The sequence below is a fragment of the Desulfopila sp. IMCC35008 genome, from assembly GCF_010646885.2.
Classification (GTDB): domain Bacteria; phylum Desulfobacterota; class Desulfobulbia; order Desulfobulbales; family Desulfocapsaceae; genus Desulfopila.
The window spans coordinates 6057026-6075846 of sequence record NZ_CP050700.1; the positions used below are offsets into that span (position 1 = coordinate 6057026).

Genomic DNA, 18821 nt, shown 5'->3' on the forward strand with positions numbered 1-18821 from the left:
GCCATGTAGATCTCCTTATTTCAGGCTGCGTGTGCCTGGGATTGGTTATAATGAGAAGATGTTACTACAGTTGTGAGCAGAAATACTGCGTGCCTGAGAAGAGAGAAAAGTCTTTGAAGAGTACGCAAATCCAATTATTTTTGCGAAACTTTTGGGAGTTCATTTATCCGAGCATGGAGGAACCGGGGAGGGGGTAATCGGTGCTCTTGCAGGGGTTGGGCTCAGGTTGTTTGGTTCGGACGGCAGGATGCGGGGCTGGTACACTGACTGTTTTCAAGGAGAAGAAATTTCGGCAATAGAGTTGCTGCAGCGAACAGGGCACGCAAGGGTGGTTAATCAAGAATGTATGGATGTCCCCGGCTCCGACATTATCAGGATCGAAGATAGAAGGGTTAAGAAAGTGCTCATGGGCGGCAAAGAGGTCATACCCTTGGTCAAAGCAGCCGAAGGAGGAGTTCAGGCTAAATGGGCTACTTTGACCAAGGAGGAGGTGAAGCGGTTTTAAGCGTCATCGGTTGCGGTCATCAACCGGGGTGACACCACTTCTTGGTATGACATCACAGGTGGAGGGCAGACTCTCATCTGTGACTATTCCTTTGCCGGATAAACGTTCTGGCCGGCAAAAGTGAGGAGTTGTCCGGATATGGTCGGACAACCAGTACAGCGATTTATTGGTCCTACACGTTACTGGTCTGACCACAATATATTTTATCTTTACCTGCTTGTCAAGCGCCATATTTATCTTTCTTGTTCTTTTTTTATCTGCTATTATCAGCCCAATTAAAAGGACTAAGGTATTAATAGGCTGAACTGCCTGCAATGCAATATGGTCTGACCATCATTGAATCTCTGGAATATTTATGGATGCAGTATTTAAAGAAGTAAAAGTAGAGAAGGTCTCAGATAAAATAGTCAATCAACTGATCGACCTGATTACCGAGGGCAAGCTCCTGCCCGGTGAAAAGCTGCCGAGCGAAAGGCGGCTGACCGACCTGTTCGGGGTTGGGCGCTCATCCTTGCGGGAAGCCTTAAACACCCTGGAAACCTTGGGTTTTATCGAGATTAAGAAACGGAAAGGCAACTATGTAAAAAATATGGATGGGGCGGTTGCCCTCAATCCATTGAAGAAGATTATGCAGGTTGATCAGAAGCGTATCGTCGAGCTTTATGAGGTGCGCAGGAGCATTGAGCAGTCATCAGCAAGGGAGGCAGCCGAAAACAGGACCGGTGAGGATCTTGCAGCCATGCATAAAGCGCTGCACCTGTTTAATCATTCAGCTGAAAAGCTTGTTTTTTCATGGGATGATGAAATTGCCTTTCATCTGGCGATAGCCCGGGCTTCCCATAATTTCCTTCGGCTGCATACATTGAAATCCATCTTTGATTTTGCCCGGGAATTCCTGGAGCCGGTCCTGCATGGGTTTATCTGCAGTGAAGAGCGCATGAACACGGTATTTAGCCAACACACTGCAATCTATGAGGCCATCGAGGCTCAGGATAAGGATCTCTCCCGTCATCTCATGCGAGAGCATTTGTTCGGCACCAATAAAAAACTCTCAGATTTCTTCCAGGAAAAAAAGATGAGGCTTTTGTGAAAAGGCTAAAGTGTTGGCCACATATGCATAAAGAAAAGCGGTGTGATGTAATCTGCTGCTTTTCTTTATAGATCGAACAATTTATTCAATTCCACAACCAGCGGGTGTTTTCCTATGCCCGGTGACATCCTGCGTTCAGGGATAAAAGATATTTTCCTGCCGAATGGTGAATTGTTTTTTAATGTAAACCATACCAGCCTGGGGCTGAGATAAGTCGAGCCGTCGACCGTCTCAATGTCCGCAACCTGGATTTCTACTTCTTTTAGAAAATTCGATACGATAAGGCCTTCTTTTCCAAGGGATACCTTTTTGATGTTGCCGGTGGTGAAAAATATAAATGTGGCAAACAGGACCCATATTACCATGTACTGAATCCACTTTGGGTCTGAAGGCCCAGCAAGAAGGACCTCACGGGTGCCAAAACCAAAGCCGGCAATCCATATCAGGATAACAATATATTTGTAAAAAAATGTCAGTGATGACGAAAGCTCTTTCATGTGGTCCGTTCCTTTGCTTGCATCTGTTATGGTATGCTACAGGCGGGTTTTCATATTACCCTTTCCGTTCTGTTGGTACAATCTTATATGAACTGTAACGGTTTGATTTTCGAGAAACTGTATCTGTTCAGTTTTATTTGAGATGATATTGTAAATAATACAGGATCAAGGTGCCAATGATTTTCCAGGAACACTGGTAAGGAGAGAGAAGGTGATTGTTCAGATAGTAAACGGGATGCGCCAGGCTGTGCCTATTGTCCTTGGGTATATACCCGTAGGGTTTGCTTATGGAGTACTTGCGGAGAAAAGCGGACTTGGTCCGCTTACCGGTATTGGCATGTCCATTATCGTTTTTGCCGGTAGTGCCCAGTTGATAGGAGCCGGTCTTTTTGCTGCTGGGGCATCACCGCTTACCTTGATAGTGACTACTTTTGTGGTCAATTTACGGCATTTGTTAATGTCCGCTGCACTGGCGCCAAAGTTGCACGGCTGGAAGAAGTGGCAGCTTGCCCTTTTTGGGTATGAGTTGACGGATGAAACATTTGCCCTCCACACCATGCGGATGAAAGAAGAGTCGCCGCCAAAAGCAGAAACATTTGCTGTTAATGTAACGGCCCAGTCCTCATGGGTTTTCGGGTCAATAATCGGGTATCTGTTGGGGGGGCAAATCGCAGATGTGCGACCAATCGGACTAGACTACGCCCTGCCGGCTATGTTTATTGCTTTGCTCGTTCCCCAGTTCGTTAAGCCGGTGTACCTGGTGACGGCGGTTGTTTCCGGTCTGCTTTCGGTTACCCTTTACTTGCTTGGTTTTAGCCAGTCGCATGTTATTGCCGCGACTGTAATTGCATCAACACTTGGACTGGGTGTGGAACAATGGATGAAAAAGTAATCTTTCTGACAATTTGCGGGATGGGGCTTGTTACCTATATTCCCAGAATTGTGCCGATGATGCTTCTGTCCGGGCGGCAACTGGCTCCCTGGATCGTCCGTTGGCTAAGTTTTGTACCGGCAACAGTGCTGTCAGCCCTGTTGCTGCCGGGGCTGATCTGCTCTGATGGCTCTCTGGTCATTTCATCTGAAAATGTATTCCTGCTGGCGGCAGTTCCTACCTTTCTGGTTGCCTGGCGGACAGGTTCATTCTTTGGGACCGTCGCAACTGGCATGATATTGGTTGCCCTGATGCGTTATTTTGGTCTGGGTGCTGTATAAAGCGCACAGGCATTTTCGTTAGTTCATCCTCAATCATCCTTATTCAATGCTTCTGGCTTGAACCCTCAGGCTGAGCAGGGAGTGAACAGTCAAGGCACCTATTACAACAGTCCCGCCAATAAGTGCGTTGGTTCCGGGCTCTTCCCCCATTACAAGCCAGATGAAGAGTGGGCCGAGGACTGTTTCAATGGGCATGAGCAAGCTGACTTCCGGGGAGGAAAGATATCGGGGGCCAAGTGTCACCAGACCGAAAGCAACCACCAGAACGATCCCGAGCAGCAGCAGCAGGATAACGGTGCGTGGCTGTGGATCCGGAAAATCAGCGGGGAAAAAAGTCACAATACCAACCATAAAGCCGCTCAATGCCGTGGCCGGGACCATATTCCTGGCTCGACTTTTTCTGGTGATAGTGAAGGCACCCGCCATGGCCATGGAGGATATAGTGGCGAACATATCACCGACGAGGTAGCCTTCACCAACACTGTCTGAGACGATATATACAATGGCCAGTGTTACCACAATCATGGTGACATAGCTTCTCGGGAAGATATGCTCTTTTAAGAACAGTCTGCTGAAAAATGCTGCAAACATAGACGATGCGCTGACAATTATCAGGGTATTGGCTACCGTGGTGAAATAGAGGGCGCTGACAAAGCAGACCGTGCTGACAGAAAAGAGACAGGCGATATACATACCGTTTTTACCTATACCCAGGAATTGTTGCGGTGTCTCTCTCCGGTAGTAGAGCCAGGTGAGAAAGGTAAGGCCGATACCGATCATGAATCCCCTGCAGGACAGAAGCGCCCAGCGGTCAATAGCCAGCAGTCTCACCAGCAGTGTATCCGGGGAAATAGCCAGAACTCCGGCAGTGGTAATAAGCAGGCCTTTTGCCTGTGTACTGAGTTTCAATGAACTGTTATCCCTGCAGTAAAGGTTTGTCGGATGTAAATGTATCTACCACGCTCATTGAGAGAGTACCAGTGTGGAGCAAAAACGGTTGGTGTTATTCCAGGGAGATATAGCAGTCAGGAGTGAATCGTGGTGTGCACAACGCATAAAAGGTAAGATCGTCAGAACCATGATTAGCTATTCGTTGTCGAATACCGGCCGGAATAAACACAACATCGCCGGTTGCAATCGGCACTGGTTGATCCTCGCCGATTTCAACCTGTCCGGTTCCGGAAATTATCAGATATCTTTCATCGACATCGCGCAGCACATGCCAGGCCGTAGTTATCCCGGGTTCGACGCGGGCTATGGCAACCGAGAGGGCTTCGTTTTCCGGGTCGTTCGCCACCTCGGTAATATAACACCTTTCCCGGGTGAAGTATTCACGTGCATTGCTGGCTTTATATACGTGCTTTGACATACAGGGTCGCGGGGTTCGGTTCCCGGCGGTCTCGAGTAAAAAGGTGGTGACCGCCGGAAAAAAGAGTCGTTTATTCAGAGACGATCTTAAACGAAATTTTCACCTTGGCACGAAAGCAAAGAACATCTTCATCATCAAGTTTCATGTCAAGGGTGCCGATCTCTGCGATTCGCATATCCCTTATACTGAGACCTGCTGACTTCACTGCGTTTTTTGCAGCGTCCTCCCAGGATACAGGGCTAGATCCAACGAGTTCTATGACTTTGTAGACACTTTCCGGCATGACATCCCTCCTTATTGGGGTTTTGGGGCTGGAAGACAGTAGCGACACGTGTGTAAACCGCTCAGATTACTGCCCGTTGCAAAACAGATCACGTCGACATCTACAAAAGATCAGGCGCGTTTCGCCTGTTAATTATAATTATGGAACTGATAAAGAATTACTTCATAATGCTATTGTAGCAGGCGTCGAAAAAAAACAGAAGGCGAAAGCGGATTTCTCTTTGTCTTGCTTGCCTCATAGGTTGGCAGAACATATTGTGTGATCTTTAATGAGTCTGCAGGATGCAAGGTTAACAATAATAAAACACAAGAGGAGCAATCATGTACGCTTTGGCCATAAACGGTAGTCCCCGAAAAGGGGGCAATACAGAAATACTGCTGCAACACGCTCTCAAGCCTCTTGATGATGCAGGCTGGGAAACGGAATTTATTCAGGTTGGCGGCAAAAATATCCGGGGTTGTATGGCCTGTGGTAAATGTCGCGAGAAGCAGAATCAGCGCTGTGCCATAAAGAACGATATTTTTAATGATATCATGGCAAAAATGCTCAAGGCTGACGCCCTTATTTTGGGGTCACCAACATATTTCACCGATGTGAGTGCTGAGATGAAAGCGCTACTGGATCGTTCGGGTTTTGTGGCTGTTACCAACGGTCGGTTGTTTAAAGGCAAGATAGGTGCTGCGGTCGTGGCGGTCCGCAGGGGGGGAGCCACCCATGTGTATGATACCATCAATCACATGTACCTCATGAACCAGATGATCGTGCCCGGCTCAACCTACTGGAATTTTGGTATAGGGCTGGATAAGGGAGACGTGGAGTCGGATGAAGAAGGGTTGAACAATATGCGGAACCTGGGCGAGACTATTGACTGGCTGGGAAAAGCCATTGCCCCTCATATGGCGAGCTTGCCGCAACCCTGATTGGGAGTTCTCAATACCTTGACGACGGCCAGGCATCCTGACCTGACAGGATTACTTCCTGCTGTAATAGTGAACAGTAAACGGCTCGCTTCCCCCTTCGTACCGAATGGAATCTGTTTCCCTGTAAAGGGAGGTTGAGAATTCGGGGAAGGAACAGTCGCCATCTACATCACGGTCCAGAATCGTCAGGATAAGCGTGTCGGCTTTATCCAGTGCGATCTCAAAAATCTGGCTGCCGCCGAGAATAAACGCTTTCTTGGTACTTTTGGGACAGAGCGCTAACGCCGCTTCAAAAGAACTCGCGTTGTCAGCGCCTGGACTGTGGTATTGACTGTTTCGGCTGATGACGATGTTTTGTCTTCCTGGGAGCGGCTTTTTAAGTGATTCAAATGTCTTCCGTCCCATGATGACCGGGTAGCCCATGGTTGTCTCCTTGAAAAAACGGAGTTCTTCCGGGATGTGCCAGGGGATGATGTTGTCCCGACCGATTATTCGGTTTTTTGCCATGGCTGCAATCAGGATGATTTCCATAAATTGATACCCTTATTGTGACTATCCGGACTGAGGGTGGTCCGAAGTGTCCTGAATCATAGAAGATAAGAAATGTGTTGTGTTTCCCGCATGTTCTGTTAGATAATGGAACTATATAGGTCCGTGAGGTCGATTGTCAAGAATTGTTGATTTGCTCTGAACAACATGGCTTGATGTTTGATACGGCACAACATATATTTTTGTGTTTTTTAAAGGGCCGGGCAGTTAGCGAGCGAGCGAGCGAGGGAGTTCATGAACAGAAGGTTGATAGTTATCGATAAAGTATGGCGAAACTGTCTGCGGGGCAGAGGGACACGATGAGGATAGCGTGTCCGTGCTGCGGGGTTTTCGGAACAGCAGATGATTCCTATAGTGGAAGGAAAATACGCTGCCCGAAATGTGACGAGGTGTTTCGTTGCATGGAAGAAGATGTCGAAATTACTCTTCCTGATGATATCGCAGACCCGGCCTGTGTAGACGAGACCACAGAGGAAGTGACAGCGGAACTTTTTGATCTTCCGGATTCGGTGCCCGAGCAGGCTCCGGATGATGATTTGATAGTCGAGTTTTGCGATTACTGTAGTAGTGAAGGGAAACCCGGGGAACGCCTTGAGATTGTCGATATGAAAAAAGCCTGCGCCGATTGTTTGCCTTTACTGACCGGGTCAGGCGGCAAAACGGCCAACGGATTTCAACCTGACGCCGATTGGGCTTTGGAAACCCAAAGAACGCTTACGTTACATAGAAAGCAGGGAAGAAAATCTCTGGTAGAAAATGTTGTTGGCCTCTTTAAGAGGCTCTTTTCACGATAAAATAGTTTACATAAGGGAATGCACAATGGATTTCACGACCCCGCCACTGTTCTGGTTTCTTTCCGGAGTTGTCCTGTTTATTCTGGAGATGGTGGTACCCGGTTTTGTCCTCTTTTTCTTTGGTGTCGGTGCCTGGATCACGGCATTGTTGAGTTGGCTGTTGCCGATCGGGATTAACAGCCAGATCCTGATCTTTACTGTCTTCTCAGTTGTTGCCCTTCTTGTCTTACGACGACTGGTGAAGAAATCCTTTAGTGGTGATTCCACGAACGAGAACGAGGAAGATTCTCTTGCAGAAAAGGGAGCCCTCGTAGAGATCATACAGGATATTGTTCCACCGGCCGAAGGGAAAGTAAAATATTCGGGTACAACCTGGCGGGCTACTGCGGATAGTGCCATGAGAGATGGAGATCTTGCCGAAATTGTGGAACAACAGGGGCTTGTAATCAAGGTGAAGCCCGTTACCAATAACCAATAATAGTTTTTTATAGAGGGAGGTGTAACCGTGGAAAATCTTGTCGCATTAGTGTTTTTGTTTATCCTGGTTCTGGTTATCCTGGTCAAGACGGCTGTTGTCGTGCCGCAGCGTAAGGAGTTTGTGGTTGAGAGACTCGGTAAATACCGGAAGACGCTTTCAGCCGGTTTCCATATCCTGATTCCTTTTATGGATAAGGTTGCCTATAGACGGTCCCTGAAAGAAGAGCCGATTGATATTGCAGCTCAGACCTGCATCACTGCAGATAACGTTACCCTTGAGGTTGATGGTATTCTCTATCTCCAGGTTATGGATTCCAAGAAGTCGGCCTACGGCATTGAGGATTATCATTTTGCAGCTTCGCAGTTGGCTCAGACCAGCCTGCGTTCGGCAATCGGTAAGATTACCCTTGATTCCACCTTTGAGGCACGGGAGACCCTTAACGGCCAGGTTGTGGATGCCCTTGACGAGGCGGCCCGAAACTGGGGTGTTAAGGTTCTTCGCTATGAGATAAAGGATATTCAGCCGCCCCGTACGGTACTTGAGGCGATGGAAAAGCAGATGAAGGCCGAACGTGAAAAACGTGCTGACATTGCCCGCTCGGAAGGTGAGAAGCAGGCAGTGATCAACCGTGCCGAGGGTGACAAGTCAGAGGCGATTTCACTTTCCGAGGGTGAAAAGATGAAGCGCATTAACGAGGCAGAAGGTCGCGCCCAGGAGATCCTCCGGGTTGCCGAGGCCACCGCTGAAGGTATTCAGAAGGTTGCCAAGGCGCTCTCATCGGAAGGGGGGATGGAGGCAGCCAACCTGGAAGTAGCCAAGAAGTATATCGATGAGTTCGGGAAGCTGGCCAAGGAAAACAACACTATGATTATCCCCGGCAACATCACCGATGTGAGTTCCATGGTGGCCACCGCCATGGCCACGGTCGGCCACGTCAAGAAAAAGGGTGAGGATGGGGAACCGGAAATCCGGTTTTCAGCTTCATAACAACTGGTGAGCAATTCACCTGTTGTTAGCAAAATACATAAAAAGGGAATGAGGGACTTATGACTGAAAGACCTCGTTCCCTTTTTTTTATCCACCTGCTGATGGTGATATGTGCCACCCTGGTGTCGACTTCATTTACCGTCTGTGCAGCAGTATCGAATGCACTTGACCCGCTGGTCCTTACCTTTATTCGTTTTATTATGGCTTCCCTGTTGCTCCTGCCTGTGGTTATGGTCAGGTTTGAGCTGCACCTTTCCGCTTCCCTGTTTTTTCGTTCGTCAGTTATCAGTAGCTGCCTGGTCCTTTTTTTCTGGTGCATGTTTTTATCATTGAGATACACAACAGCCCTGAATACAAGCGTTATTTTTGCTATTGTCCCTGTTATCTCCTGGGGGTATAGCATGGTGTTGTTGAAGGAGCGTATCGGTCGGGCCCAATCTGTGGCACTCTTTCTTGGTATGGCCGGGGCTATCTGGGTTATCTTTCGGGGAAATCCGTTACAGTTGGTGGATGTGGATTTGAATAGGGGGGACCTGATTTTTCTGGCTGGCTGTTTTGCCATGGGGCTTTATACCCCTTTGATAAAGTTGCTCTATCGAGGAGAGCCAATGCTGGTCCTCACCTTCTGGATACTGGTGACAGGGACTATCTGGCTCGGACTATTCGGGGCTGGGAAGATTCTGGCAACCGGTTGGTCTTCAATTCCGCTTAGTATCTGGGGCTGGGTTGGATATCTGGCTTTTTTCACCACGGTCGTCACATTTTTCCTGACGCAGTATTGCATCCTTTTTATCGGTCCGACCCGGGCCATGGCCTACTCGTATCTCTACCCCTGTCTGGTTCTTTTGCAGGATTTGGCGCTGGGCAAGGGAATGCCCCCGCCGGCAATCATTCCGGGTATTGTTATTGTTCTGGCTGCAATGGTTGTCCTCCAGTATACGACGGGGAGGCTGGGCAAATAGGAGACTGCTGGTGAAGCTACCGATTCAGGTTCTATGCTTCCAGCACCATTGTCCCGGCCACACGATCATGAAGGCACCTTCTTTCCTTACCGAAGATGAACAGTACGTCGATGATGGAAACCAACCCACCGATAAATGGAATATTGCCTATGACGGAGGTGAATCCATATCTGACGAGAATATTTCTCTTAAATGAGGGGAGGTTTCCCTGAAGGTCGGTGATTTTAATCCCAACCATCTTTTTGCCTATGGTCTGGCCATAAAGAGCGAGATACCTGCCATGAATAAGGAAGAAAAACACGATACCAAACACACCTAAAAGGGCATTGTATCCGTAGTTGGTTGTGCCACTGGTAATGATGTCGAATCCACCGGTGAAATACATCAATGGCAGTATGAGCGCTATTGAAATTATGGTGTCAATTATGACTGCACCCAAGCGTTTTCCGCGGGAGGCAAGTATTGTTGTTCGATTCTCGTCGGCGAGCAGCTCTGCTGTTGGTGCGGCATATGGATTATCGTTCTTTTCAATCTTTGTTTGAACATTTTCCTTGAGAGGAAACGCTTGGGGCGTTGGTTTTGTGGTCTCCTGAGTCAGTGGGGATACTATGCCTGAGTTCAAGCTATTGGATTCTGGAGCATTACCGGTAGGGACAGGTGCGGTCTTTCTTGTCACTTGTACCTGCAGGCCGATGCTTTCCAGTTTCTTTTTATAGATACCAGCCTCTCTGGAGGATAATCCGGACTTTATTGTCTGAGCTGTTGGGGAGGAGAGAAATGATTCGGCCTTGTCGGCAGATACCTTGAACAAGATAGAAAAACTTTTGATCGCTTCATATTTGTCTATTTCGGGCTGCAGCTGGCCTGCATATCTGATTGTATACTTATCGTCCATTTTATCTCTCGTTGCGAAGTGATCTGTATGATTGGGGGGAACTTTTATGTCGTAGCAAGAGAATAGCAACTATAATAATTATGTGCAATAAAACGTGTATTTACTTACTGTTGTTGGCGGGATGATGACATTTGTTTAATAAAACAGGTTTCTCCGGCATATTGGGTTTTATGCTTTTTCCGAGAGCGGGAATGTCTCCTGAATTGTATGAACAGCACCCTTTGGGGTCAATATACTGGAGTAGAGCTTGAATTCGCTCATCGTAAATTCAGGTGTATTGAAAAGAGCATTGTCAGAGAGGAAGCGGGTGACCCGCTTGAGTGGACTGTTTTTGAGACGGCACAGGGTTAAATGCGGTGCGAATTTACGACGGTCTCGCTCGATGCCGATATCTGCGAGTGCCTTTTCTATCTTGTTTCTGAGAGCTACTGTCTCGGTGCTTGGATATATGCCAGCCCACAGGACTCTCGGCATACCTCGGGGCGGGAAGTGTCCAACGCCGTTCAGTTTAATACTAAAGGCAGGAAATAGAACAGTATGAAGTGCCTCCTTTATGTCGAGGAGAAGTGCTGTATCTGTGTCGCCGATAAACTTTATGGTGAGGTGAAGCTGATCCTCTGGCACCGGTCGGCTTCCGGGGATGGAACCGCCCATTCCGGCAATAAAGGGTTTCATTTCCTGTGGCAGGTCGAGTGCGATAAAGAGTCGTATCATCTTTTTCTATTGTGTTGGGAACTTTGACTGGCTCAGGGGTAATTTCACTTATACCGGAGTGCGAGTTGGTCTTTACTCTTTTCACAACTCAGTCAGTCGGTGAATTGCCTCGTTCGCCAGGGTAAGTCCGAAAATTCCGGTGAGTGTGGGCAGGCTGCCAAGCACATTCCGTTCCCTGCCCCGATCACTAAAGGGTGTTTCCCCAATCTTGACCTCTTCATTTGGTTCGGTGTAGTCGAAGTTCACTTTTTCCGTTGAGTACACACAGGTGATACCCCGGCCAATTTCCTGTCTTCGGAGTCGTTTACGGACATGTTTTGCCAATGGGCAGTTGGTGGAGTCGAAAATATCACCTAAGCGAATCCTGGCCGGATCGGTCCTGAGGGCTGCTCCCATTGAAGAGAGCGTCGGAATCTGTCTTCTGTAAGCTTCAGCAAGAAGTTGAACTTTCGGGTTAAGGGCGTCTATGGCGTCGATCAGCAGATCCGGGCGCGGCGTAAAGATCTCATCAAGCGTTTCCGTCGCAGCAAAGAGCGGTAGGTCCTCGACATGGCAGGCCGGGTTGATATCGAGAACCCTGTTACGTGCGCTGGCCGCTTTTAACGAGCCGAGAGTGGATTCAAGGGCAAAAATCTGGCGGTTGATATTGGTAGGTTGGATTGTGTCGAAATCAACCAGGCGCAGATTTCCTATGCCAGCCCTTGCCAGCCCTTCCACAACATAGCCACCGACAGCGCCGAGACCGACAACGGTAACCCTGCTATTACAGAGCTTCTCAAATCGGTCCTGGCCAAGTATTCTCCTCGTACGCGAGAATCTTGCAGAGTTGGTTTTAATAATGTCTGTCCCTGGGTTCATAATTGTTTAATAGAGGTTGATAAAATATAATCGGTTTATGCATTCCATGAGAATATCCGTGATGCGATAAAGAGAAATAGAATTGTCGAAACGGTGAGCAGTATGCATTCAAGCCGGACGTCATAGAGTGTTGCCGCATCGTTCATGACGGCTCGTATTCCGGTCAACAGGTGGGTCAACGGAAAGAGCTGGGAAATTTTAAGGATCCATTCCGGACTGCCTTCCAGTGAGAACCAGACCTCTGAGAGGAACATCATTGGCCAGGATATAAAGTTGAGGGTGCCGCTGGCAAATTCCTCGCTGGTTCCACGGGCCGCAAGAATGAGTCCCATGGCAGAGAGGTTCAGGCCACCAAGGAAAAAAAGGAAAAAAACGAGCCACAGGGAACCGGCTACCCGGAAATCAAAAATCAGATCGGCCCCAAACCAGACGATAATCAGGGTAAACATCAACAGGAAGATCCGTGAGAGTATCTGGGCGCTCAGGTATTCAAAAGCCGTGAGTGGTGTGGCTTTTAACCTCTTCAGTGCTCCGTTTTTCCGGTAACGGACAACAATGTAACCGACTCCCCAGAGTGCGGAAAACATCATGTTCATGGCAAGTATGCCAGGAAACAGCCAATCGAGGTAGCGTACCTGGTAGCCGTTGAGAAGCTTTTTCTCGGCGGGCAGGTCCGCTCCAAGAAATGAGGTGAGGAATATTTTTTCGGCCAGCGCACCGTTGGGGGATGAGTCGTTAAGCCAGTAGGCGTGAGTAGGGGAGGTGGCGGCAACAAGGAGGTCCAGCTTATGATTTAGGAGTTTTTTTTCACCTGCTTCAAGTGATTCAACGGGGATGATAACAATATGTTTATCGTTCAGAAACGAGTCAGGAAGTGTGGTCTCCGCCTGTTGTTCTGGCTGCTGCGCACTGAAGACACCTACCTTGAATTGTTGATATTCCCTGTCGTTGAACATCAGGCCGAAACCGACAATAAGCATGAAGGGAAACATAAAGTTCCAGCCAAAGGCGGCTCTGTCACGGAAAAATTCGTAATTTCGGGCAATAAACATAGCCCATATACGTCTGAAGGATGGCAGGTTCATAATCAATCCCTGAGAGTCCTGCCGGTGAGATGGAGGAATACATCCTCCATGGTCGGTGAATGTATTGTCATTTCGGCGAGTGGTATGTTGTTGTCGGTAAAAAAGTGAACCACTTCCTCAATATGCTTGGTCTTGATCCTGATGGTATCCTCTTCGGTGTTATATATAAAGGGTATGGATGGAGTTGAGGGCGGCAGGGCGCGTGCCGGTAGTGAAATTGTGGCAACAGGGCAATAGTGACGGATTAGCTCTTCAGGAGAACCTTCAGCTATGATGAGGCCACGGTCCATAATCGCGATCCGGTCACACAGGTATTGCGCTTCCTCCATAGAGTGGGTGGTCATGATGATCGTTTTTTCACGGCTCTTGATATCATCCACCAGAGCCCACATGTTTCTCCTGGACTGTGGGTCGAGACCGGTAGATGGTTCATCGAGAAAAATGAGCTCCGGATCGTTGATGAGGGCAAGTGCCAGCATCAACCGTTGCAACTGACCGCCAGACAACTCTGTGTTTTTACGTTTATGAAGACTGGTCAGGTCACAGCTGAGCATAAGCTGGTCGAGATCTACCGGTGAAGTGAATAATTTCGCAAATGCCTGCAGTGTTTCCTCCACGGAGAGATAGTTGAGGAGGGAGGTATGTTGAAACTGAATACCTATCTCCTCCCTGAAGGATACGGAACGGGGCGCGCCCTTGAAGGTTATGGTACCGCGGGTCGGGGGAATAATGTCCTCTATGATCTCAATGGTTGTGGTTTTGCCGGCACCGTTTGGTCCCAACAGGCCAAAACAGGAGCCTCTTTCAACCTGGAAAGAGACATCCTGTACCGCAACTGTTTGACGGTACTCTTTTCGTAAATGTTCAACAGTCAGTAATATTTCCATGTTTCAGCAGTGATTATCCAGAAGTTATGGGTCTGCCACTCTCAGCAGAATACTATGGAAATTTGATCGCCGATGTCAATACCAATTGCATATACAGGAAAAGCATTGACAATAATTCAGCAAAACGATACTTATAGATAATAATTATCAATTGCAGGTGGACCCATGCAACTCAGAATGACAAATCAGCGTGAAATAATTCTTCGTGAGCTCCGCAAAAGCAGGCAGCACCTCAGCGCAGATGAACTTTATGAGCGTGTGAAGAAGACGATGCCCCGTATCAGCCTGGCAACTGTGTACAGGAATCTGGAAATCCTGTCCGAGGCCGGGCTTATCGCGAAGCTGGAAATCAGCGGCAGGCAGAAGCGATTCGATTATGACGTGGTTGATCATGATCATATATATTGCGTGGTATGTCATCGCATAGATAACCTTGAAATGAAACGACAATCATTTGAAGAAATTCCGGACGATTCCCGCAGGGGGTATTCAATTACCGGATACCGTGTTGAAGTTGCAGGCATCTGCCCTGAATGTAAGAAAAAAAAGTGATTATAGGAGACTATTCAATGAGCTGCAAGCCGAAACCACTGACCGATGAACACCTTAAAATCCTTGAAGCTATGGCAAATACCAGTGAGCCCTGTGGTTCAAAAGATATCGCCACTACAACCGGACTTGAATCGAAAGTTGTCAGCTCTCGGATTACTGCTCTCAAGAAAAAAGGACTGGTAGAGAGTCCGGTAAGGTGTAAATACGCAATTACTGATGATGGGCGTGCAGAATTGAAGTAGCTGGCATTGGGTGATATAGAATTTGAGGCCGATAGGACTATTCCTGTCGGCCTTTTTGTGTTTTGGATTCAGGTATATCAGAATAATTGAATTTTAAAACCAGTATTTATTTGATTTCTGTTGCTGACAGGCCCGGGCCGCATTATATTCAACCCGATATTATTTAGTGCCGGAAAGAGCGAAATAGTTATGTCAGGAACTATGTGACAGCCTCCCCACCATATCCGGTATACCGGATGAGCTTTGGTCTGGTGAAAGACTAAACTCGTACACAACTTTTTCAACAAGAAGATATGAAAGAAGACAAATCACAACAGGGCGGGTCCATTTTTAAGTCAATTTTCAGCAAGCTTACCGGTGGGGGAACAAAGCAAGAGGGCAGCAGTGGCGCAGCGCTGGATTCATCGAATCCTACAGAGAACCTGAAGGCCCTGGAAGAGTATGAGGCAATACGCCAGCAACCTGAAGCGCTCTCCGGTTGGGATTTTGATCGCGCCTTTGCCTTTCTCGAGAATCATCCCGACTCAAATCTTGCCGAAAAGCTGAAGGAGGAGATGTATTCTACCAACAGCAATACCCTCAAAGGATTGAGTTATGCAAGTGCTGTTAAAGTGTTGGAGATAATGCCCGACCATCCGGGTTCCGAGTCCATACTCAAAGGGTTCAATAAACTTGAGAAAGACTATATCAAGGAGCTGACATCGGATGTCATCGCGTATATCCTGAACCGGATCCCCGACCATCCGCTGCATCAGGAACTGACGACCGCTCTGGCCACGAAAAACCTGACAAACGCCTACGATTTTGTCGAAAATAATCCGGATCATCCCTGTACACCCCTGGTCATTCAGGCGATGTTTGACCGGGACGCTAATATTGCGACCCTGCTATTGCATGAGCGTATGGATCATCCGCGGGTAGATGCGATTTTCAAGGGTATCTATTCAATCTCTAGAGAGGCTGCCGGTAGGCTGATGCCTGATGCCATTATGTTTATCATGGATGTTGCCTCAGATCATTCGTATGCGGAAGAGATGATTCAGCGGCTGGTCGACGTCAACTACATCAAGGCGTTTGATTTCGTGCAGGGTAATCCTGAGCATGCCCATGCGGCTCGGATAAAGGAGTTGATTGCTGTCGAGCATCCTGAGCTGGTTGCGCTGATGAGCTGACAATTCCTGCAACTCACCTCTGTCTTTCTATATGGCCGGCAAACCGTTATGTAATCACGGTTTGCCGGTCTTTTTTTATTCTTCAAGCATCTGTCGCAATACAAAAGGAAGTATACCACCATGCCGGTAGTAGGTAACATCCACTTCCGTATCCAGCCTGGACTGTACGGTAAAAACAGTTTCTTTGCCATCCGGTGCAACGGCCCGGACTTCATGTTTGCCACGTGGTTTGAGATTCGCCAGTCCACTGATATGAATGGTCTCGTCTCCCTTGAGGCCGAGTGAATCGATGGAATCGCCTTCCTGGAAGAGAAGCGGCAGAACACCCATGCCTACAAGGTTGTTGCGGTGGATACGTTCGTATGATTCGGCGATAACGGCTTGAACACCCAGCAGGTTGGAGCCTTTGGCCGCCCAGTCGCGGGAAGAACCGGTACCGTATTCCTTGCCACCGAGCACCACCAGTGGCACGTGTTCCTTCTTGTATTGCATGGCCGCATCAAAATTATACATCTCGATACTTTCCGGGTACTTGAGGGTGAAACTCCCCTCTTTGGGGTTCACCATCCTGTTTTTTATGCGGATATTGCCAAAGGTGCCTCGCATCATCACCTCATGATTTCCCCGTCGCGAACCATAGGAGTTGAAGTGCTCCTTCTGCACTCCCTGCTCAATCAGGTATTTCCCGGCAGGGTAATCTTCCGGAATCGCGCCGGCCGGTGAGATGTGGTCGGTAGTGACACTGTCACCAAGTACCAAAAATGTTCGTGCCTCGTGAATATCTGAAAGTTCAAGCGGTTTATCCGTAAATTGATCGAAGTAGGGAGGTTTCTTTATATAGGTAGATCTATCGTCCCAGTTGTAGGTCGTGCTTTCGGCCGCGTTCAGCTCATCCCAGAAGCGATCGCCGCTGAAAATTCGGCTGTACTGACTGGTAAAGCAGTCGAGTGTGACATAGGATTGAGTAAGTTGGTTAATTTCGTCGTTTTCAGGCCATAAGTCCTGCAGAAACACTGCCTGCCCGTTGGGGTCAAACCCAAGTGGTTCACTGGTCAGGTCCAGATCGACCCGGCCTGCAAGTGCGTAGGCAATAACCAGCATGGGGGAGGCCAGAAAGTTCGATTTGATACGCTGATGAATGCGGGCTTCAAAATTCCGATTGCCGGAGAGGACAGCGGCAACGTTGAGCTGGCTGCTGCTGATAGCCTCCTCTATTACTGGGATGAGTGGTCCGCTATTTCCTATACAAGTGGTGCAGCCAAAGGCTGTTATATGAAAACCAAGAGCCTCAAAATAGGGCATGAGCCCGGCATTCTCAAGGTAGCTGCTGACGACCCTGGAGCCGGGTGCGAAAGATGTTTTCACGTAAGAGGGAACCCGCAATCCTTTTTGTACCGCCGCTTTTGCCATAAGGCCTGCGCCTATCAGTACATGAGGGTTTGAGGTGTTCGTACAGGAGGTGATAGCTGCTATGACAACACTGCCGTCCCCGATTGATTCGTGCCGGTTGTTTATCTCGATGCTGACCTGTTTCGGTTCTCGGCGCCCTCCATGGCCCGGTGAGTTTTCAAGTAGTTGACCAAAAGTCTCTTTCATATCGCCAAGGGCTATTCTGTCCTGGGGTCGGGCGGGGCCTGCGAGGGAGGGGTGCACGCTGGAGAGATCAAGCTCCAGCGTTTCAGTGTACTCAATGTTACTATTATCGCTATAAAAGAGGCCGTTAGCCTTATTGTACTTCTCGGTCAGCTGTGCGTATTCTGAGCGGCCGGTTATCTCCAGGTATTCAAGCGTCTTGTCGTCAACCGGGAAGAAACCAAGTGTGGCCCCATATTCCGGCGTCATGTTAGAGATAGTAGCACGGTCGGGAACGGAGAGGCTTGCCACCCCCGGCCCGAAAAACTCGACGAATTTCTCAACCACTTTATGGTGGCGGAGCATTTCGGTAATGGTGAGTACCATATCCGTGGCAGTGACACCTGGGCGGAGACTTCCAGTCAGCCGGACGCCGATAACCTCAGGTATAGACATATAATATGGCTGGCCCAGCATAACCGCTTCTGCTTCGATACCACCAACACCCCACCCCATGACGCCAATCGCGTTTATCATGGGTGTATGAGAATCGAGTCCGACTACAGTGTCGGGATAGGCGACAAAACCATCGTCTGTCGGGGCAGCAATCACAACGCGGCCGAGATGTTCAAGGTTTACCTGGTGGCAGATGCCGGAGTTGGGCGGGACCACCCGGAAATTATCGAAACTTTTTTGTGCCCATTTTAGTAACGTGTAACGCTCACTGTTTCGCTCGTACTCTTTACTCACATTCAAATCAAGGCTGCCGGTGGTTCGGGAGTGGTCGACCTGGACAGAGTGATCGACAACGAGCTCCACCGGTACCCTGGGGTTGACCTTGGATGGGTCCCCGCCTAATGCTTTTACGGCGTCGCGCATGGCAGCAAGATCGACAACCGCAGGTACACCGGTAAAATCCTGCATCAGGACCCGGGCCGGATGGTACGGAATCTCAACCGGTGTTTCATAGCGTGGCGCCCAGTTGCAAATTGTGGTGATGTCGTCTTCAGTGACAATGGAGCCGTCGAATTTCCTGAGCATGTTTTCAACAAGTATTCTGATCGAATATGGAAGCCGTGCTATGGAGCCTATCCCCCGACGCTCAAGTTCTTGTATGTCGTAGTAGGAATAGACTTTATCGTTGGCCGTAACTGTTTTAAGAAAATCCTGGCGATTCATGAACATCCTCTCTAACAGC

The 18821-nt window shown here is 48.6% G+C and carries 23 protein-coding genes; 12 read left to right on the forward strand and 11 right to left on the reverse strand.

Features of this window, described 5'->3' with window-relative positions:
• Positions 1-151: 151 nt before the first annotated feature.
• Together GA520_RS25910 and GA520_RS25915 are read left to right on the forward strand one after the other, a co-directional pair.
• On the forward strand, positions 152-505 hold the full coding sequence (locus GA520_RS25910) for a hypothetical protein (protein ID WP_163335613.1): 354 nt from the start codon (positions 152-154) through the stop codon (positions 503-505).
• 355 nt (positions 506-860) lie between these two features.
• The gene (locus GA520_RS25915) at positions 861-1595 is read left to right on the forward strand and encodes a FadR/GntR family transcriptional regulator (protein ID WP_163336297.1); all 735 of its coding nucleotides are present in this window, start codon (positions 861-863) and stop codon (positions 1593-1595) included.
• Positions 1596-1660: 65 nt separating this feature from the next.
• Here GA520_RS25915 and GA520_RS25920 read toward each other — a convergent pair whose 3' ends face one another.
• The gene (locus tag GA520_RS25920) at positions 1661-2092 is read right to left on the reverse strand and encodes a hypothetical protein (protein ID WP_163336298.1); all 432 of its coding nucleotides are present in this window, start codon (positions 2090-2092) and stop codon (positions 1661-1663) included.
• Between the two features lie 211 nt (positions 2093-2303).
• Between GA520_RS25920 and GA520_RS25925 the strand changes: the two genes are divergently transcribed.
• On the forward strand, positions 2304-2984 hold the full coding sequence (locus GA520_RS25925; protein ID WP_240910046.1) for an AzlC family ABC transporter permease: 681 nt from the start codon (positions 2304-2306) through the stop codon (positions 2982-2984).
• Positions 2969-3304, forward strand: a complete 336-nt coding sequence (locus GA520_RS25930; protein ID WP_163336299.1) for an AzlD domain-containing protein — start codon at positions 2969-2971, stop codon at positions 3302-3304. The genes GA520_RS25925 and GA520_RS25930 overlap by 16 nt, the downstream gene beginning before the upstream one ends.
• Positions 3305-3343: 39 nt before the next feature.
• Here the strand turns inward: GA520_RS25930 and GA520_RS25935 are convergent, their stop codons facing one another.
• The 3 genes from GA520_RS25935 to GA520_RS25945 all read right to left on the reverse strand — a co-directional run bounded on the left by GA520_RS25935 (position 3344) and on the right by GA520_RS25945 (position 4956).
• Positions 3344-4213, reverse strand: a complete 870-nt coding sequence (locus GA520_RS25935) for a DMT family transporter (RefSeq protein WP_163336300.1) — start codon at positions 4211-4213, stop codon at positions 3344-3346.
• A 94-nt stretch (positions 4214-4307) separates the two neighbouring features.
• Positions 4308-4673 (reverse strand): cupin domain-containing protein, encoded by a 366-nt coding sequence (locus GA520_RS25940; RefSeq protein ID WP_163336301.1) that lies wholly within the window; start codon positions 4671-4673, stop codon positions 4308-4310.
• A gap of 70 nt (positions 4674-4743) precedes the next feature.
• Positions 4744-4956, reverse strand: a complete 213-nt coding sequence (locus GA520_RS25945) for a dodecin family protein (RefSeq protein WP_163336302.1) — start codon at positions 4954-4956, stop codon at positions 4744-4746.
• 320 nt (positions 4957-5276) lie between these two features.
• Between GA520_RS25945 and GA520_RS25950 the strand changes: the two genes are divergently transcribed.
• Complete coding sequence (locus tag GA520_RS25950) at positions 5277-5876, forward strand: flavodoxin family protein (RefSeq protein WP_163336303.1); 600 nt, start codon at positions 5277-5279, stop codon at positions 5874-5876.
• Between the two features lie 51 nt (positions 5877-5927).
• Here GA520_RS25950 and GA520_RS25955 read toward each other — a convergent pair whose 3' ends face one another.
• Entirely contained in the window at positions 5928-6407 is a 480-nt protein-coding gene (locus tag GA520_RS25955) for a dihydrofolate reductase (protein ID WP_163336304.1), read from the reverse strand.
• 284 nt (positions 6408-6691) lie between these two features.
• Between GA520_RS25955 and GA520_RS25960 the strand changes: the two genes are divergently transcribed.
• From GA520_RS25960 to GA520_RS25975, 4 genes are read left to right on the forward strand one after another with little or no spacing between them, the layout of a single operon-like run.
• The gene (locus GA520_RS25960; RefSeq protein ID WP_163336305.1) at positions 6692-7219 is read left to right on the forward strand and encodes a hypothetical protein; all 528 of its coding nucleotides are present in this window, start codon (positions 6692-6694) and stop codon (positions 7217-7219) included.
• 25 nt (positions 7220-7244) lie between these two features.
• Complete coding sequence (locus GA520_RS25965) at positions 7245-7697, forward strand: NfeD family protein (protein ID WP_163336306.1); 453 nt, start codon at positions 7245-7247, stop codon at positions 7695-7697.
• A gap of 27 nt (positions 7698-7724) precedes the next feature.
• On the forward strand, positions 7725-8684 hold the full coding sequence (locus tag GA520_RS25970) for an SPFH domain-containing protein (protein WP_163336307.1): 960 nt from the start codon (positions 7725-7727) through the stop codon (positions 8682-8684).
• A 59-nt stretch (positions 8685-8743) separates the two neighbouring features.
• Positions 8744-9646: a DMT family transporter gene (locus tag GA520_RS25975; RefSeq protein ID WP_163336308.1), complete on the forward strand. Its 903-nt coding sequence runs from the start codon at positions 8744-8746 to the stop codon at positions 9644-9646.
• Between the two features lie 31 nt (positions 9647-9677).
• On the opposite strand, the gene GA520_RS25980 is transcribed toward GA520_RS25975, so the two are convergent.
• The 5 genes from GA520_RS25980 to GA520_RS26000 all read right to left on the reverse strand — a co-directional run bounded on the left by GA520_RS25980 (position 9678) and on the right by GA520_RS26000 (position 14085).
• Entirely contained in the window at positions 9678-10541 is an 864-nt protein-coding gene (locus GA520_RS25980) for an RDD family protein (RefSeq protein WP_163336309.1), read from the reverse strand.
• Positions 10542-10709: 168 nt separating this feature from the next.
• Positions 10710-11255 (reverse strand): RNA 2',3'-cyclic phosphodiesterase, encoded by a 546-nt coding sequence (gene thpR, locus GA520_RS25985; RefSeq protein WP_163336310.1) that lies wholly within the window; start codon positions 11253-11255, stop codon positions 10710-10712.
• A gap of 81 nt (positions 11256-11336) precedes the next feature.
• Positions 11337-12113, reverse strand: a complete 777-nt coding sequence (locus GA520_RS25990) for a ThiF family adenylyltransferase (protein WP_163336311.1) — start codon at positions 12111-12113, stop codon at positions 11337-11339.
• A 35-nt stretch (positions 12114-12148) separates the two neighbouring features.
• Positions 12149-13198: an ABC transporter permease gene (locus GA520_RS25995; RefSeq protein WP_163336312.1), complete on the reverse strand. Its 1050-nt coding sequence runs from the start codon at positions 13196-13198 to the stop codon at positions 12149-12151.
• A gap of 2 nt (positions 13199-13200) precedes the next feature.
• Positions 13201-14085 carry an ABC transporter ATP-binding protein gene (locus tag GA520_RS26000; RefSeq protein WP_163336313.1) on the reverse strand — a complete coding sequence of 295 codons (885 nt, stop codon included), beginning with the start codon at positions 14083-14085 and terminating at the stop codon, positions 13201-13203.
• Positions 14086-14250: 165 nt separating this feature from the next.
• On the opposite strand from GA520_RS26000, the gene GA520_RS26005 reads away from it, so the two are divergent.
• The 3 genes from GA520_RS26005 (at position 14251) to GA520_RS26015 (ending at position 16051) form a co-directional block, all read left to right on the forward strand.
• The gene (locus GA520_RS26005) at positions 14251-14637 is read left to right on the forward strand and encodes a Fur family transcriptional regulator (protein WP_240910047.1); all 387 of its coding nucleotides are present in this window, start codon (positions 14251-14253) and stop codon (positions 14635-14637) included.
• Positions 14638-14654: 17 nt separating this feature from the next.
• Positions 14655-14879 carry a winged helix-turn-helix transcriptional regulator gene (locus GA520_RS26010; RefSeq protein ID WP_240910048.1) on the forward strand — a complete coding sequence of 75 codons (225 nt, stop codon included), beginning with the start codon at positions 14655-14657 and terminating at the stop codon, positions 14877-14879.
• A 293-nt stretch (positions 14880-15172) separates the two neighbouring features.
• On the forward strand, positions 15173-16051 hold the full coding sequence (locus GA520_RS26015) for a hypothetical protein (RefSeq protein WP_163336314.1): 879 nt from the start codon (positions 15173-15175) through the stop codon (positions 16049-16051).
• Between the two features lie 75 nt (positions 16052-16126).
• Here GA520_RS26015 and acnA read toward each other — a convergent pair whose 3' ends face one another.
• Positions 16127-18802: an aconitate hydratase AcnA gene (acnA, locus tag GA520_RS26020; protein WP_163336315.1), complete on the reverse strand. Its 2676-nt coding sequence runs from the start codon at positions 18800-18802 to the stop codon at positions 16127-16129.
• Between the last annotated feature and the right edge of the window lie 19 nt (positions 18803-18821).

Excerpts from the sequence above, each read along its gene's own strand:
- GA520_RS26015 (WP_163336314.1), top strand. The coding sequence starts at position 15,173 with ATGAAAGAAGACAAATCACAACAGGGCGGGTCCATTTTTAAGTCAATT.
- GA520_RS25920 (WP_163336298.1), bottom strand. The coding sequence starts at position 2,092 with ATGAAAGAGCTTTCGTCATCACTGACATTTTTTTACAAATATATTGTT.
- GA520_RS25915 (WP_163336297.1), top strand. The coding sequence starts at position 861 with ATGGATGCAGTATTTAAAGAAGTAAAAGTAGAGAAGGTCTCAGATAAA.
- GA520_RS25980 (WP_163336309.1), bottom strand. The coding sequence starts at position 10,541 with ATGGACGATAAGTATACAATCAGATATGCAGGCCAGCTGCAGCCCGAA.
- thpR (WP_163336310.1), bottom strand. The coding sequence starts at position 11,255 with ATGATACGACTCTTTATCGCACTCGACCTGCCACAGGAAATGAAACCC.
- GA520_RS25995 (WP_163336312.1), bottom strand. The coding sequence starts at position 13,198 with ATGAACCTGCCATCCTTCAGACGTATATGGGCTATGTTTATTGCCCGA.
- GA520_RS26005 (WP_240910047.1), top strand. The coding sequence starts at position 14,251 with ATGCAACTCAGAATGACAAATCAGCGTGAAATAATTCTTCGTGAGCTC.
- GA520_RS25975 (WP_163336308.1), top strand. The coding sequence starts at position 8,744 with ATGACTGAAAGACCTCGTTCCCTTTTTTTTATCCACCTGCTGATGGTG.
- GA520_RS25990 (WP_163336311.1), bottom strand. The coding sequence starts at position 12,113 with ATGAACCCAGGGACAGACATTATTAAAACCAACTCTGCAAGATTCTCG.
- GA520_RS25940 (WP_163336301.1), bottom strand. The coding sequence starts at position 4,673 with ATGTCAAAGCACGTATATAAAGCCAGCAATGCACGTGAATACTTCACC.
- acnA (WP_163336315.1), bottom strand. The coding sequence starts at position 18,802 with ATGAATCGCCAGGATTTTCTTAAAACAGTTACGGCCAACGATAAAGTC.
- GA520_RS25965 (WP_163336306.1), top strand. The coding sequence starts at position 7,245 with ATGGATTTCACGACCCCGCCACTGTTCTGGTTTCTTTCCGGAGTTGTC.
- GA520_RS26000 (WP_163336313.1), bottom strand. The coding sequence starts at position 14,085 with ATGGAAATATTACTGACTGTTGAACATTTACGAAAAGAGTACCGTCAA.
- GA520_RS25930 (WP_163336299.1), top strand. The coding sequence starts at position 2,969 with ATGGATGAAAAAGTAATCTTTCTGACAATTTGCGGGATGGGGCTTGTT.
- GA520_RS25945 (WP_163336302.1), bottom strand. The coding sequence starts at position 4,956 with ATGCCGGAAAGTGTCTACAAAGTCATAGAACTCGTTGGATCTAGCCCT.
- GA520_RS25960 (WP_163336305.1), top strand. The coding sequence starts at position 6,692 with ATGGCGAAACTGTCTGCGGGGCAGAGGGACACGATGAGGATAGCGTGT.
- GA520_RS25950 (WP_163336303.1), top strand. The coding sequence starts at position 5,277 with ATGTACGCTTTGGCCATAAACGGTAGTCCCCGAAAAGGGGGCAATACA.
- GA520_RS26010 (WP_240910048.1), top strand. The coding sequence starts at position 14,655 with ATGAGCTGCAAGCCGAAACCACTGACCGATGAACACCTTAAAATCCTT.
- GA520_RS25955 (WP_163336304.1), bottom strand. The coding sequence starts at position 6,407 with ATGGAAATCATCCTGATTGCAGCCATGGCAAAAAACCGAATAATCGGT.